The sequence below is a fragment of the Streptomyces sp. NPDC001889 genome, from assembly GCF_053594535.1.
In genome coordinates this window covers 1-14,658 of the sequence record NZ_JBSFER010000047.1, presented here as the reverse complement: position 1 = coordinate 14,658, position 14,658 = coordinate 1, and the positions used below count along the sequence as shown (strand labels likewise).

Genomic DNA, 14,658 nt, shown 5'->3' with positions numbered 1-14,658 from the left:
CCTCGCGGCTGTTTGGGGAACGATGACTGAATATGGACGGGGCCCAGGCCCCGCACCGTGGCATCCGGAGGACCCGTTGTACGGGGACCAGGGGTGGACAGGTCACCAGGACCCCGCGCAGCGGACGGCGCCCTACGGAGCCGAGCAGCAGCACCAGCCGCAGCAGCCCCAGCAGTCGTACGAGAGCGGGTACCAGCAGCAGTACCCGCGGCAGGACGGGCAGGGCTACGGGGAGCAGGGATACCCCGCCGGTCAGCACCAGGACGGCCACTCCTACGGAGAACAGCAGTACGCCGCCCCCGGGCAGTACCCGGACCAGCAGCAGTACCCGAATCCGCAGCAGCCGTACCAGGACCACTCGTACGCGGAACAGCAGCAGCAGTACGCCGCCGGGGCGTGGGACGCCGGGCAGCAGACCCGGATGGCCTACGACCCGGCCCAGGCCGCGGAGCCGTACGCCGGGCAGACACCCGATCTGTACGGGACACCCGACGCCTATCCGCCGCCCGAGCCGCCCGGCCGCCGCGCCCCGAAGGCGCCCGAGCCCGGCCCCGGCGCCGAGCACGACTGGGACGCGGACCCCGGCGAGGAGTCCCACCCCTTCTTCACCGGGGATTCCGGTGCCCCCGACGACGCTGGTGACTCCGCCGCCGGCCCCGAACCGGCCGGCTCCCGGCGCGGCAAGGCCGGTGGCGGTGGCGACGCCGGGGACGGACGCGGCGGCCGGACCAGGAAGCCGAAGAAGGGCCGCAACGGCGTCGCCTGTCTGGTGGTCGCCACGGTCCTGGTCGGCGGCCTCGGCGGGGTCTCCTACTTCGGCTACCAGTTCTGGCAGGGCCAGTTCGGCCCGGCCCCCGACTACAGCGGCGCCGGCGCCGGCAGTGTGCAGGTCGAGATCCCCCCGGACTCCGGCGGGGCCGCCATCGGCCGGGTCCTCAAGAAGGCCGGTGTCGTCAAGAGCGTCGACGCCTTCGTCTCCGCGCAGAGCAACAACCCCCAGGGCAATTCCATCCAGGCGGGCGTCTACACCCTGAAGAAGAACATGTCCGCGGCGAGCGCCGTCAAGCTGATGCTCAGCCCGACCAGCCGCAACGCCCTGATCATCCCCGAGGGCAAGCGGAACACCTGGGTGTACGAGAAGATCGACGACCGTCTCCAGCTCGAATCCGGCACCACCGCGAAGGTCGCCGAGGAGCAGGCGAAGAACCTCGGACTCCCCGAGTGGGCCACCGGTCACCCCAACCTCAAGGACCCGCTGGAAGGGTTCCTCTTCCCGGCCAGCTACCCGGTCGCCAAGGGCACCAAGCCGGAGGCCGTGCTGCGGAAGATGGTCGCCCGCGCCACCCAGGAGTACGGCAAGCTCGACCTCGACGCCCAGGCCAAGAAGCTCGACCTCGAAGGGCCGTGGCAGGTCATCACGGTCGCGAGCCTGGTCCAGGCCGAGGGCAAGACCCACGACGACTTCCGGAAGATGGCCGAGGTCATCTACAACCGGCTCAAGCCCGACAACACCGAGACCAACCGGGAGCTCCAGTTCGACTCCGCCTTCAACTATCTGAGAGGGCAGAGCGAGATCAAGATCAGTGAGTCCGAGATCAACACCAATATGGACGTGTACAACACCTACACGAACACGGGTCTCACCCCCGGCCCCATCGGCAATCCGGGTATCGAGGCGCTGGAGGCCTCGCTCGACCCGACCTCCGACGGCTGGATGTACTTCGTGGCCACGGACGGCATGAACAAGACGGAATTCGCCAGGAACCACGACGAATTCGAAGTGCTGAAGGAAAAGTTCAATGACGCCGTCGGATGACCCGAACGACCGGGACGACCGGGACGGGCGGCAGGAGCGGGAGGAGCGGGACCGGCCGGAGACGGCACACCGGGCCGCCGTCCTCGGCTCGCCCATCAAGCACTCCCTCTCCCCGGTGCTGCACCGCGCCGCCCACACCGCGCTGGGCCTCACCGACTGGTCGTACGGCCGCTTCGAGGTGACCGAGGACGGGCTGCCGTCCTTCGTGGAGCGGCTCGGCCCCTCCTGGGCCGGACTGTCGCTGACCATGCCGCTGAAGCGGGCGATCATCCCGCTGCTCGACGAGATCAGCGACACCGCCGCCGCCGTGGAGGCCGTCAACACCGTCGTCCTCACCGGGGACGGCCGCAGACGCGGGGACAACACCGACATCCCCGGAATGATCGCCGCCCTCGCCGAGCGGGGCGTCACCGCCGTCCCCTCGGCCGCCGTCCTCGGCGCCGGCGCCACCGCCTCCTCCGCGCTCGCCGCGCTCGCCCGGATCTGCTCGGGTCCGGTCACCGCCTATGTGCGCTCCGCCGCCCGCGCCGCCGAGATGCGCGGCTGGGGCGAGCGGCTCGGCGTGGAGGTCCGTACCGCCGACTGGGCCGACGCCGCGCAGGCGCTGCGCTTCCCGCTGACCGTGGCCACCACCCCGGCCGGTACCACCGACACCCTCGCCGCCGCCGTGCCCGACCGACCCGGCACCCTCTTCGACGTGCTCTACGACCCCTGGCCCACCGCCCTCGCGGCGGCCTGGTCCGGGCGGGGCGGAGCCGTCGTCGGTGGTCTGGACCTCCTGGTCCACCAGGCGGTGCTCCAGGTGGAGCGGATGACCGGGCACTCCCCGGCACCGCTGGCCGTGATGCGGGCGGCGGGCGAACGGGCCCTCGAATCCCGCCAGTAGCCCGCCGCGCCCCCTCCCCGCGGCGGCACGGCCCGGTCCGGCGGGCGTCCGTCAGCTGGACCGAGGGCGGGGGCACACCGCCGGACATGGGAGGATCACATCAGGCGGGCCAGGGCCGCGCACCCGGTCGCGCCCATGCATGTGGAGGCGCGAGCAGAGGAGCACCGTTGAGCAGGTTGCGTTGGCTGACAGCGGGAGAGTCGCACGGACCCGCACTGGTGGCGACCCTGGAGGGTCTTCCCGCCGGTGTGCCGATCACCACCGACATGGTGGCGGACCACCTCGCCCGGCGGCGCCTCGGCTACGGGCGCGGCGCGCGCATGAAGTTCGAGCGTGACGAGGTCACCTTCATCGGCGGCGTGCGGCACGGCCTGACCATGGGGTCCCCGGTGGCGGTCATGGTCGGCAACACCGAGTGGCCGAAGTGGGAGAAGGTCATGGCGGCCGACCCCGTCGACCCCGACGAGCTGGCGTCGATGGCCCGGAACGCCCCCCTCACCCGGCCCCGTCCCGGCCACGCGGACCTCGCCGGTATGCAGAAGTACTCCCTGGAGGAGGCCCGGCCGATCCTGGAGCGCGCCAGCGCCCGGGAGACCGCCGCCCGGGTGGCCCTCGGCGCGGTGGCCCGCTCCTACCTCAAGGAGACGGCCGGCATCGAGATCGTCTCCCATGTGGTGGAGCTGGCCGGCGCCAAGGCGCCCTACGGCGTCCACCCCACCCCCGCCGATGTGGAGCGGCTGGACGCCGACCCGGTGCGCTGTCTCGACGAGACCGCGAGCCGGGCGATGGTCGCGGAGATCGACCAGGCGCACAAGGACGGCGACACCCTCGGCGGTGTGGTCGAGGTCCTGGCGTACGGAGTCCCCGTCGGCCTCGGCTCGCACGTCCACTGGGACCGGCGGCTCGACGCCCGGCTCGCGGGCGCGCTCATGGGCATCCAGGCCATCAAGGGCGTGGAACTCGGCGACGGCTTCGACCTGGCGCGCGTCCCCGGCTCCCGGGCCCATGACGAGATCGTCGCCACCGACGACGGTCTGCGCCGCACCACCGGCCGCTCCGGAGGCACCGAGGGCGGTATGTCCACCGGTGAGCTGCTGCGGGTCCGTGCCGCGATGAAGCCGATCGCGACCGTGCCCAAGGCGCTGGCAACCGTCGACATCACCACCGGCGAGGCCGCCGCCGCCCACCACCAGCGCTCCGACGTCGCCGCCGTGCCCGCCGCGGGCATCGTCGCGGAGGCCATGGTGGCCCTGGTGCTCGCGGACGCCGTGGCGGAGAAGTTCGGCGGCGACAACGTCTCCGAGACCCGCCGCAACGTCCGCTCCTACCTCGATCATCTGAACATCCGGTGAGCGCCCCGGTGATCGTCCTGGTCGGACCCATGGGCGCGGGCAAGTCGACCGTCGGCGAGCTGCTCGCCGAGCGGCTCGGCGTGCCCTACCGGGACACCGACGCCGATATCGTCGCCGCCCAGGGGCGGGAGATCGCGGACATCTTCGTCGACGACGGCGAGCCCCGCTTCCGCGAGCTGGAGCGCGCGGCCGTACGGGACGCGGTCGCCGCGCACACCGGCGTACTCGCCCTCGGCGGCGGCGCGGTCCTCGACGAGTCGACCCGTGCCCTGCTGAGCGGGCTGCCCGTGGTCTTCCTCTCGCTCGACGTGGAGGAGGCGGTGCGCCGCACCGGCCTGAACCAGGCCCGGCCGCTGCTCGCCGTCAACCCGCGCCGCCAGTGGCGGGAGCTGATGGACGCCCGCCGCCATCTGTACACCGAGGTGGCCCGTGTGGTCGTGGCCACCGATGAACGCACCCCCGAAGAGGTCGCCGACGCGGTCCTCGACGCTTTGGAGCTGAAGGACGAATGACCGAGCAGTCTGTGACCCGTATCCAGGTCGGCGGTACGGAGGGCACCGCGCCGTACGAGGTACTGGTGGGCCGGCAGCTCCTCGGCGAGCTGCCCGGGCTGATCGGTGGCACCGGGGCTCCCACCAGGGTGGCGGTCCTCCACCCGGAGGCCCTGGACGGCACCGGCGAGGCGATCCGCGAGGATCTGGCGGCGCAGGGCTACGAGGTCATCGCCATCCAGCTGCCCAACGCCGAGGAGTCCAAGACCGCCGAGGTCGCCGCGTACTGCTGGAAGGCGCTCGGCCGGACCGGCTTCACCCGCAGCGATGTGATCATCGGGGTCGGCGGCGGCGCCACTACCGACCTCGCGGGCTTCGTCGCGGCCACCTGGCTGCGCGGGGTGCGCTGGATCGCGGTGCCCACGACCGTCCTCGGCATGGTGGACGCGGCGGTCGGCGGCAAGACCGGGATCAACACCGCCGAGGGCAAGAACCTCGTCGGCGCGTTCCACCCGCCCGCCGGTGTCCTCTGCGACCTGGCCGCGCTCGACTCGCTGCCGGTCAACGACTACGTCAGCGGTCTGGCCGAGATCATCAAGGCCGGTTTCATCGCGGACCCCGTGATCCTGGAGCTGGTGGAGGCCGACCCGGCGGGGGCCCGCACCCCGCAGGGGCAGCACACCGCCGAGCTGATCGAGCGCTCCATCCGGGTCAAGGCGGAGGTCGTCTCCGGCGACCTCAAGGAGTCCGGCCGGCGCGAGATCCTCAACTACGGCCACACCCTCGCCCACGCCATCGAGAAGAACGAGCGGTACAAGTGGCGCCACGGCGCCGCCGTCTCCGTCGGCATGGTCTTCGCCGCAGAGCTGGGCCGGCTGGCGGGCCGGCTGGACGACGCCACCGCCGACCGGCACCGCGCGGTGCTGGAGTCCGTGGGGCTGCCGCTGACCTACCGGGGCGACCAGTGGCCCAAGCTGCTGGAGACCATGAAGGTCGACAAGAAGTCGCGGGGCAATCTGCTGCGCTTCATCGTCCTGGACGGCCTCGGCAGGCCCACGGTGCTGGAGGGCCCCGACCCGGCCGTCCTGCTCGCCGCCTACGGGGAGGTCTCGGCGTGAGCCGCCGGGTGCTGGTCCTCAACGGCCCCAACCTGGGGCGGCTCGGCTCCCGTGAGCCCGATGTCTACGGCGCGACCTCGTACGCCGGTCTGGTGGAGACCTGCCGGGCGCTCGGCGCGGAGCTGGGCTTCGATGTGGACGTCCGCGAGACCAACGACGAGGGCGAGCTGATCCGCTGGCTCCACGAGGCGGCCGACGGCTCGATCCCCGTGGTCCTGAACCCCGGCGCCTTCACCCACTACTCGTACGGGATGCGGGACGCCGCCGCCCAGCGCACCGCGCCCCTGATCGAGGTGCACATCTCCAACCCGTACACCCGGGAGACCTTCCGGCACACCTCGGTGGTCGCCGCCGTCGCCAGCGCCACCATCGCGGGCTTCGGCGTCGGCTCCTACCGGCTGGCGCTGCGCGCGCTCGCCGAGGAACTCTCCGTCTGACCGGGTCCGGCTGACCGGGGCCTCTGCGGCCGGGTCTCGTGCGGCCGGGGCCGGTGCGGTCGGTGCTCGTGCGGCCGGGGCCGGTGCGGTCGGTGCTCGTGCGGTCGGTGCTCGTGTGGCCGGGGCCGGTGCGGCCGGTGCGGCCCGGGAATTGCCCGGCCGCGCGGGGCACTTCGGGCCGCGCCCGGCCGTTCATCCGGTGACGGCCCCGGGCTCCGGAAGGAAGATTCACCACCCCTCCCGGGGGTACCTTTCGATGGCGGCGCCCGCCGGGCCTCCGCCACACAGCGTCAGTCGCACGAGAGATACGGAGTGGCACCGGATGCAGCACGCAGTGGGGGCACCACTGCCGGGGCCCCAGGGACCGGGGCAGGGGCAGCCCGGCTGGACACACGGCGCCCACCCCGGGCAGCCCCCTGTGCCCCCGCCGCCCCGGACACCGCCCCCGCCGCCCGCCGGGACCCCGCACCCCGGCGCGCCGCCGCCCGCCCCCGGCTGGACCCCGGCCCCGCCCTGCCCGCCGGGCTCCGCCGCGCCGCGCGGCCTCACCGGCCAGGTGCAGCTGCCCCCCGGCGGTCCCGTGCCGCTGCCCGAGCACTCCCCGGCCGACAGCGGTGTCTCCACCGCGACCCTCGCCGTCCTCCTCATCGGCCCCGCCGGCGCCGGGAAGACCACCGTGGCCCGCCACTGGGCGAGCCGCCGCCGGGTCCCCACCGCCCACATCAGCCTCGACGATGTCCGCGAATGGGTCCGCTCCGGTTTCGCCAACCCCCAGTCGGGGTGGAACGAGCACTCCGAGGCCCAGTACCGCCTGGCCCGCCGCACCTGCGGCTTCTCCGCCCGCAACTTCCTCGCCAACGGCATCTCCTGCATCCTCGACGACGCCGTCTTCCCGGACTGGCCCGTTGTCGGCCTCGGCGGCTGGAAGCGCCATGTGGGCCCCGGGCTGCTGCCCGTCGTCCTCCTCCCCGGCCTGGAGATCGTCCTGGAGCGCAACGCCGCGCGCAGCGGCAACCGCCGCCTCGGCGACGAGGAGGTGGCGACCATCCACGGCCGCATGGCCGGCTGGTACGGCTCGGGCCTCCCGATCATCGACAACTCGAAGTACGACGTGGAGACCACCGCCCGCGCGCTGGACGACGCGCTCTCCCGCTCCGTCGCCAGCCCGCCGAGCTGGTAGTCCCCGGTCCCGCGCACCGGCGCACCGCCGGAGGCCGCACCCCGGTCGGACGCGCTGGCCGGGCCGAGCCGCCGCCCCGCTCGTACGATCGGGGCATGTCTGAGGTGTATGGGGTCCGCCGCGACCGGCTGCGTGACCGGTGCGCGGCCACCGGCAGCGCCGGGGCCCTCGTCTCCCGGCCCGCCAATGTGCGCTATCTCGCCGGTGGCGCTCCGCCCGGGGCCGTCCTGCTGCTCGGACCCGCCGAGGACACCCTGCTCTGCCCCCGCGCCCCCACCGGCGACCCCTCCGACGGGCGGCTCGACGAGCGGCTGCGGCTGACCGTGCTGCCCACCTGCACCGGGGACCCCGCCGTCGCCGCGGCGGAGCTGGCCCGCACGGCGGGCGAGGCGTCCCTCGCGGTGGAGGAGCACCACCTCACCGTCGCCCGGCACCGCGCGCTCCGCTCCGTAGCGCCCCGGCTCCACCTCGCCGATCTGGGGCTCGCCGTCGAGCAGCAGCGGATCGTGAAGGACGAGGAGGAGATCGCCTGTCTGCGGATCGCCGCCGAGATCACCGATCAGGCCCTCGGCGAGCTGCTCGAATCGATCCTCGTCGGCCGCACCGAGCGCCATCTCGCCCTGGAGCTGGAGCGCCGGCTCATCGACCACGGGGCCGACGGCCCCGCCTTCCCCACCTCGGTCGCCACCGGCCCCAACTCCGGCCGCCGGGCGCACCACCCCACCGACCGCCGGGTCGAGGAGGGGGATTTTCTCTCCGTCTGCGTCGGCGCCGACTACCGCGGCTACCGCTGTGAGATCGGCCGTACCTTTGTGATCGGCACATCTCCGGCCGAGTGGCAGATCGAGCTGTACGACCTGGTCTTCGCCGCCCAGCGGGCCGCTCGGGAGGCCCTCGTACCGGGCGTGGCCTACCGGGACGTGGACCTCGCGGCCCGCCAGATCCTGAGCGCGGCGGGCCACGGCGAGGGCCTGGCACCGCTCACCGGGCACGGCGTGGGGCTCGAAATCAACGAGGACCCGCAGTTGGCCCCGGCGGCCATGGGTAAACTGGACGCTTGCGTGCCGGTCACCGTCGAACCGGGGGTCCACCTTCCGGGCCGGGGCGGTGTCCGGATCGATGACACGCTCGTCGTGCGCCAGGAGGCGGACGGCGGACCCGAGCTACTCACCATCACGACCAAGGAGCTGCTCGCGCTCTAGCGCGTACCGCCGCAGCACCCCGGTCGTCCACCAGCGTCAGTCCAGGAGATTCCGCAACCGTGGCTTCCACGAACGACCTCAAGAACGGCATGGTGCTCAAGCTCGACAACGACCAGCTCTGGTCCGTCGTCGAGTTCCAGCACGTCAAGCCCGGCAAGGGCCCGGCCTTTGTGCGCACCAAGCTCAAGAACGTGCTCTCCGGCAAGATCGTCGACAAGACGTTCAACGCCGGCGTGAAGGTCGAGACGGCCACCGTCGACCGCCGTGACATGCAGTTCTCGTACATGGACGGCGACTACTTCGTCTTCATGGACATGCAGACGTACGACCAGCTGCATGTCGCGCGCCCCGCCGTCGGCGACGCCGCGAACTTCCTGATCGAGGGCTTCACCGCCACCGTCGCCACGCACGAGGGCGAGGTGCTCTACGTCGAGCTGCCCGCCGCCGTCGAGCTGGTCATCTCGGAGACCGAGCCCGGTGTCCAGGGCGACCGCTCCACCGGTGGCACCAAGCCCGCGACGCTGGAGACCGGCTACACCGTGCAGGTCCCCCTCTTCATCACCACCGGTGAGAAGATCAAGGTCGACACGCGCTCCGGTGACTACCTCAGCCGGGTGAACAGCTAACCGTGGCCGCCCGCAACAAGGCCCGTAAGCGCGCCTTCCAGATCCTCTTCGAGGCCGACCAGCGCGGTACGAGCGTGCAGACGGTCCTCGCGGACTGGATTCGGCACTCACGGACCGACACCCGGCAGCCTCCGGTCACCGAGTACACCATGGAGCTGGTCGAGGGGTACGCGCAGTACGCGACCCGTATCGACGAGCTGATCTCCACCTACGCGGTGGACTGGGAGCTCGACCGGATGCCCGTCGTGGACCGGAACATCATCCGCCTCAGCACCTATGAGCTGGTGTGGGTGGACGGCACCCCGGACGCCGTGGTGATCGACGAGGCGGTGGGGCTCGCCAAGGAGTTCTCCACCGAGGAGTCCCCCTCGTTCATCAACGGCATGCTCGGCCGCTTCAAGGAGCTGAAGCCGAACCTGCGCCGCGACTGAAGCGCGGCGGACCAGCCGCTCCGGCCCGGTGTGGACGACGATCGCCGTCGTCCGCGCCGGGCCCGGCGCGTTCTCGGGCCGGACGCGTTCTCGGGCCGGGCGCGGGCGCCGGTACGCGTGTGTCCGGGCGTCCGGGGCGTCCGGTGCGGGAGACCCCCGGGTGGGGGAGGGGCCGGGAATTCTCCGCGGCCGGTGGTTCCGCCCCGGTGGGGCCCGCCGGCCCATTGCTCCGAATGGGTGGCGGGGGCCGCGCGGGCGGCTCGCGCGGCTGTCCCGGGACCGGCCGCGCGCTCCCCGGTCCGTACCCGCCTCCGCCTGTCCGGCGATCGGGTCCTGCCGCCGCCCTACGGCCTCGGCGGGCCCGGAAGGGGCACGGGGGGCCGGAGGGGCGCCCGGGGCTTCAGCGAGGCCGTTGAACGGCTCTCCGCAGGCTCTGCGGGCCTGCGCCCGGGACCGGGTCGGTCCGTGCCCGGGCCTGCGCCCCGGACCGGCCCCGGGCAGCCGACAGGGATGACCCGGCGCGGTACGGGGTAAGCACCGGGGGCGGGCCCGCTTCTCGCGGACCCGCCCCCGATGTGACGTTTCTCCTCAGGCCTCCGATAGCGGAGACCTCCGGTGCCGGAGTCCTCCCGGCCGGAGACCGGCCCCTGGAGGCGGCCTCAGCTCTCCTCGTGGGAGACCGCGCGACGCGCGTCCGCGTCCAGCACGCCCCAGCTGATGAGCTGCTCGGTCAGGACCGAGGGCGACTGGTCGTAGATGACGGCGAGGGTGCGCAGATCGTCCTGGCGGATCGAGAGCACCTTGCCGTTGTAGTCCCCGCGCTGGGACTGGATCGTGGCGGCGTAGCGCTGGAGCGGGCCCGCCTTCTCGGCCGGCACATGCGCGAGGCGCTCCAGGTCGAGAACGAGCTTCGGCGGCGGCTCGGCCGCTCCGCCCGGCGTCGTGCCGGGAAGCAGCTCCTGGACCGGAACCCCGTAGAAGTCCGCCAGCTCGGCCAGGCGCTGCACGGTCACGGCACGGTCGCCGCGCTCGTAGGACCCGACCACCACGGCCTTCCAGCGGCCCTGGGACTTCTCTTCCACGCCGTGGAGGGAGAGCCCCTGCTGCGTGCGGATGGCGCGGAGCTTGGCCCCGAGCTGTTTTGCGTATTCGCTGGACATATAGCTCCCCGGACGCTGTGGCGACGTGACGACCTGCGGCTCCGCCGCGCGGCTGGTAACTCACTGTGAGGTTACGCAGAGTTACTTGGATGCGTCAAGCCGAATGGTCCGGACCGGTCTGTTGTCATGATCCGCACCGGCTCCGAGCTGCGCTTCCGTGCCAGGTCGACGACGGGACCCCCGAGTGGACGCCCGCCGGTGCCCTGGTACGGTGGTGACGCAATTTCGACGTCCTTTAAGGTCCGTCCCGTGAGGCGGAGAAGGAGGTCCGTTTCATATGGACACGCACAGCTCCGATGTCGCACGCCCCGTTCTCGAGGCTCCCGACATCGCGCGGGTACTGACCCGCATCGCCCACGAGATCGTCGAACGCGCCAAGGGCGCCGACGACGTGGTCCTCCTCGGCATCCCCACGCGCGGCGTCTTCCTCGCCCACAGGCTCGCCGGGAAACTGGAGGAGATCACCGGCCGCACGATGCCGGTCGGCTCCCTCGACATCACCATGTACCGCGACGACCTGCGCCTGCGACCCGCCCGCGCACTGGCCCGCACCGACATCCCCGGCGAGGGCGTCGACGGCCGGCTCGTCGTCCTCGTGGACGATGTCCTCTTCTCCGGCCGCACCATCCGAGCGGCGCTCGACGCGCTCGGCGACATCGGCCGCCCCCGCGCCGTCCAGCTCGCCGTCCTGGTCGACCGGGGCCACCGCGAACTGCCCATCCGCGCCGACTACGTGGGCAAGAACCTCCCCACCTCGCTGCGGGAGACCGTCAAGGTCCAGCTCTCCGAGGAGGACGGCCGCGACACCGTACTGCTCGGCATCCGCGAGACCGCACCCGCGACCGCCCACGCCACCGAGCAGTAGCACCCGCACCCACCGACCCGCCGCCCGGCGGGTCCCGTGCGCCCGCATGCCCGCCGCGCCCCCGCGGCAGGCCGCGTCCGCGAGCCCTCCCTCCCGACCCGCGAACCATCGGAGCCCCTCGGATGAAGCACCACCTCATCTCGGCCGCCGACCTCACCCGTGACGACGCCGTCCTCATCCTCGACACCGCCGAGGAGATGGCCCGCGTCGCCGACCGGCCGATCAAGAAACTTCCCACCCTCCGCGGCCGTACCGTCGTCAACCTCTTCTTCGAGGACTCGACCCGGACCCGCATCTCCTTCGAGGCCGCCGCCAAGCGCCTCTCCGCCGATGTCATCAACTTCTCCGCCAAGGGCTCCTCGGTCTCCAAGGGCGAATCCCTCAAGGACACCGCGCTCACCCTGGAGGCGATGGGCGCCGATGCCGTCGTCATCCGCCACCACGCCTCCGGCGCCCCCTACCGGCTGGCCAACTCCGGCTGGATCGACAGCGCGGTCGTCAACGCGGGCGACGGCACCCACGAGCACCCCACCCAGGCCCTGCTGGACGCCTTCACCATGCGCCGCCGGCTCGTCGGACGGGACGCCGGAATCGGCCGCGACCTCTCCGGCCGCCGGATCACCGTCGTCGGCGACGTCCTGCACAGCCGGGTCGCCCGCTCCAACGTCCTGCTGCTCCACACCCTCGGCGCCGAGGTCACCCTCGTCGCCCCGCCGACCCTGGTCCCCATCGGCGTCGAACAGTGGCCCTGCGAGGTCTCCTACGACCTGGACGCGGTCCTGCCCAAGTCCGACGCGGTGATGATGCTCCGGGTCCAGCGCGAGCGGATGAACGCGGCCTTCTTCCCCACCGAGCGCGAGTACGCCCGCCGCTACGGACTCGACGGGGAGCGCATGGCCCGGATGCCGGAACACTCCATCGTCATGCACCCCGGCCCCATGAACCGGGGCATGGAGATCACGGCCGAGGTCGCCGACTCCGACCGCTGCACGGCCGTCGAACAGGTCGCCAACGGCGTCTCCACCCGGATGGCCGTCCTCTATCTGCTGCTCGGCGGCGCCGAACCCGCCGTCACCCACACCCCCGCCCGCACCGAGGAGACCAAGTAACCATGAGCAAGATCCTTATCCGGGGCGCGAAGGTGCTCGGCGGCGAGGTCCGGGACATCCTGATCGACGGCGAGACCATCGCCGAAGCGGGCAGCGGACTCTCCGCCGAGGGCGCGCGGGTCGTCGAGGCCCAGGGGCAGATCCTCCTCCCCGGCCTCGTCGACCTCCACACCCACCTCCGCGAGCCCGGCCGCGAGGACTCCGAGACCGTCCTCACCGGCACCAGGGCGGCGGCGGTCGGCGGCTTCACCGCCGTCCACGCCATGGCCAACACCTTCCCCGTCGCCGACACCGCCGGCGTCGTCGAGCAGGTCTACCGGCTCGGCAAGGAGTCCGGCTACTGCGACGTCCAGCCGGTCGGCGCCGTCACCGTCGGCCTGGAGGGCAAGCAGCTCGCCGAGCTGGGCGCCATGCACGACTCCGCCGCCGGGGTGAGGGTCTTCTCCGACGACGGCAAGTGCGTCGACGACGCCGTGATCATGCGCCGGGCGCTGGAGTACGTGAAGGCCTTCGACGGCGTCATCGCCCAGCACGCCCAGGAGCCCCGGCTCACCGAGGGTGCCCAGATGAACGAGGGCATCGTCTCCGCCGAGCTGGGCCTCGGCGGCTGGCCCGCCGTCGCCGAGGAGTCGATCATCGCCCGCGATGTTCTCCTCGCCGCCCACGTCGGCTCCCGGGTGCACATCTGCCACCTCTCCACCGCCGGTTCCGTCGAGATCATCCGCTGGGCCAAGTCCAAGGGCTGGAATGTGACCGCCGAGGTCACCCCCCACCACCTGCTCCTCACCGACGAACTCGTCCGCACCTACAACCCCGTCTACAAGGTGAACCCGCCGCTGCGCACCGAGGCCGATGTCCTCGCCCTGCGCGAGGCCCTCGCCGACGGCACCATCGACTGTGTCGCCACCGACCACGCCCCGCACCCGCACGAGGACAAGGACTGCGAGTGGGGCGCGGCGGCCATGGGCATGGTGGGCCTGGAGACCGCACTCTCCGTCGTCCAGGAGACGATGGTCGAGACCGGGCTGCTGGACTGGGCCGGGGTCGCCGACCGGATGTCCTTCCGCCCCGCGGTGATCGGCCGCCTCACCGGCCACGGCCGCCCCATCGCTCCGGGCGAGCCCGCCAACGTGACACTCGTCGATCCGGCATACCGTGGAGCAGTGGACCCCGCGGGCTTCGCCTCCCGCAGCCGCAACACCCCCTACCAGGGCCGTGAGCTGCCGGGACGCGTCACTCACACCTTCCTGCGGGGCCGGGCAACGGTATTCGACGGGAAACTCGCGTGACATCACTCACCCACATCGCAGCCCAGATCGCCGCGGAGAAGAAGTCCGCGGAGGTCACCGACTGGGCGGCCCGCATCGGCTGGGTCGTCGGACTGCTGCTCTTCATCGCCCTCGTCTACTGGCTGATGCGCCAGGGCTGGAAATGGCGCGGCAGCCTCCAGTCCGGCCTGCCCGAGCTGCCGGCCGCACCGGAGACCCCGGGCGAGCCCCTGCTCCGGCTGACCGGCCGCTACCACGGCTCGACCACGGCCGGGCAGTGGCTCGACCGGATCGTGGCCCATGGCCTCGGTGTCCGCAGCCGGGTCGAGCTGACCCTCACCGACGAGGGACTCCGGGCGGTACGCCCCGGCGCGACCGATTTCTTCATCCCCTCGGCCGCCCTGCGCGAGGCCAGGCTCGACAAGGGCATCGCCGGGAAGGTCCTCGCCGAGGGCGGGCTCCTGGTCATCACCTGGGAGCACGGCGACACCCTGATCGACTCCGGCATCCGTTCCGACACGGCTGCCGAGCACAACGAGTGGGTCACCACCTTGAACCACCTGATCAACACGACGGAAGGCGCACGATGACGACCTCCAGCAGGGGAGCCGGCCAGGCTCCCGCCGTCCTTGTTCTGGAGGATGGCCGTGTGTTTCGCGGTCGTGCTTTCGGGGCTGTGGGGGAGACGTTTGGTGAGGCGGTGTTCAGTACGGGGAT

Annotated in this window: 16 protein-coding genes; 15 read left to right on the top strand and 1 reads right to left on the bottom strand. The window is 72.3% G+C overall.

Annotation, left to right across the window (positions count from 1 at the left end):
- Window positions 1-22: 22 nt before the first annotated feature.
- From mltG to nusB, 10 genes are all read left to right on the top strand, one after another.
- Window positions 23-1,816 (top strand): endolytic transglycosylase MltG, encoded by a 1,794-nt coding sequence (gene mltG / locus ACWCRA_RS34405; RefSeq protein WP_451069389.1) that lies wholly within the window; start codon window positions 23-25, stop codon window positions 1,814-1,816.
- Window positions 1,800-2,702 (top strand): shikimate dehydrogenase, encoded by a 903-nt coding sequence (locus ACWCRA_RS34400; RefSeq protein WP_451069388.1) that lies wholly within the window; start codon window positions 1,800-1,802, stop codon window positions 2,700-2,702. Before mltG ends, ACWCRA_RS34400 begins: the two co-directional genes overlap by 17 nt.
- A 167-nt stretch (window positions 2,703-2,869) precedes the next feature.
- A complete protein-coding gene (aroC, locus tag ACWCRA_RS34395) occupies window positions 2,870-4,054 on the top strand; it encodes a chorismate synthase (RefSeq protein WP_351558325.1) in 1,185 nt (394 codons plus the stop codon).
- Window positions 4,051-4,566: a shikimate kinase gene (locus tag ACWCRA_RS34390; RefSeq protein WP_351558323.1), complete on the top strand. Its 516-nt coding sequence runs from the start codon at window positions 4,051-4,053 to the stop codon at window positions 4,564-4,566. The genes aroC and ACWCRA_RS34390 overlap by 4 nt, the downstream gene beginning before the upstream one ends.
- Window positions 4,563-5,663, top strand: a complete 1,101-nt coding sequence (gene aroB, locus ACWCRA_RS34385) for a 3-dehydroquinate synthase (protein ID WP_351558321.1) — start codon at window positions 4,563-4,565, stop codon at window positions 5,661-5,663. Before ACWCRA_RS34390 ends, aroB begins: the two co-directional genes overlap by 4 nt.
- A complete protein-coding gene (locus tag ACWCRA_RS34380; protein WP_351558319.1) occupies window positions 5,660-6,100 on the top strand; it encodes a type II 3-dehydroquinate dehydratase in 441 nt (146 codons plus the stop codon). The genes aroB and ACWCRA_RS34380 overlap by 4 nt, the downstream gene beginning before the upstream one ends.
- Window positions 6,101-6,422: 322 nt before the next feature.
- Window positions 6,423-7,280: a Pro-rich N-terminal domain-containing protein gene (locus tag ACWCRA_RS34375; RefSeq protein ID WP_351558317.1), complete on the top strand. Its 858-nt coding sequence runs from the start codon at window positions 6,423-6,425 to the stop codon at window positions 7,278-7,280.
- 95 nt (window positions 7,281-7,375) lie between these two features.
- Complete coding sequence (locus tag ACWCRA_RS34370) at window positions 7,376-8,482, top strand: aminopeptidase P family protein (protein ID WP_351558315.1); 1,107 nt, start codon at window positions 7,376-7,378, stop codon at window positions 8,480-8,482.
- A gap of 59 nt (window positions 8,483-8,541) precedes the next feature.
- On the top strand, window positions 8,542-9,108 hold the full coding sequence (gene efp, locus ACWCRA_RS34365; RefSeq protein ID WP_351558313.1) for an elongation factor P: 567 nt from the start codon (window positions 8,542-8,544) through the stop codon (window positions 9,106-9,108).
- Window positions 9,109-9,110: 2 nt separating this feature from the next.
- Entirely contained in the window at window positions 9,111-9,539 is a 429-nt protein-coding gene (gene nusB, locus ACWCRA_RS34360) for a transcription antitermination factor NusB (RefSeq protein WP_451069387.1), read from the top strand.
- Window positions 9,540-10,198: 659 nt separating this feature from the next.
- Here the strand turns inward: nusB and bldD are convergent.
- Window positions 10,199-10,699 (bottom strand): transcriptional regulator BldD, encoded by a 501-nt coding sequence (bldD, locus tag ACWCRA_RS34355; protein WP_003956405.1) that lies wholly within the window; start codon window positions 10,697-10,699, stop codon window positions 10,199-10,201.
- A 277-nt stretch (window positions 10,700-10,976) separates the two neighbouring features.
- On the opposite strand from bldD, the gene pyrR reads away from it, so the two are divergent.
- The 5 genes from pyrR to ACWCRA_RS34330 all read left to right on the top strand — a co-directional run.
- Window positions 10,977-11,564 carry a bifunctional pyr operon transcriptional regulator/uracil phosphoribosyltransferase PyrR gene (gene pyrR, locus ACWCRA_RS34350; RefSeq protein ID WP_451069386.1) on the top strand — a complete coding sequence of 196 codons (588 nt, stop codon included), beginning with the start codon at window positions 10,977-10,979 and terminating at the stop codon, window positions 11,562-11,564.
- A 122-nt stretch (window positions 11,565-11,686) separates the two neighbouring features.
- Window positions 11,687-12,673 (top strand): aspartate carbamoyltransferase catalytic subunit, encoded by a 987-nt coding sequence (locus ACWCRA_RS34345; RefSeq protein ID WP_351558307.1) that lies wholly within the window; start codon window positions 11,687-11,689, stop codon window positions 12,671-12,673.
- Window positions 12,674-12,675: 2 nt separating this feature from the next.
- Complete coding sequence (locus tag ACWCRA_RS34340) at window positions 12,676-13,962, top strand: dihydroorotase (protein ID WP_351558305.1); 1,287 nt, start codon at window positions 12,676-12,678, stop codon at window positions 13,960-13,962.
- A complete protein-coding gene (locus tag ACWCRA_RS34335) occupies window positions 13,959-14,531 on the top strand; it encodes a PH-like domain-containing protein (protein WP_351558303.1) in 573 nt (190 codons plus the stop codon). The genes ACWCRA_RS34340 and ACWCRA_RS34335 overlap by 4 nt, the downstream gene beginning before the upstream one ends.
- A partial coding sequence (locus ACWCRA_RS34330) for a carbamoyl-phosphate synthase domain-containing protein (protein ID WP_351558355.1) occupies window positions 14,528-14,658 on the top strand: 131 nt, incomplete at its 3' end. The genes ACWCRA_RS34335 and ACWCRA_RS34330, both read left to right, overlap by 4 nt.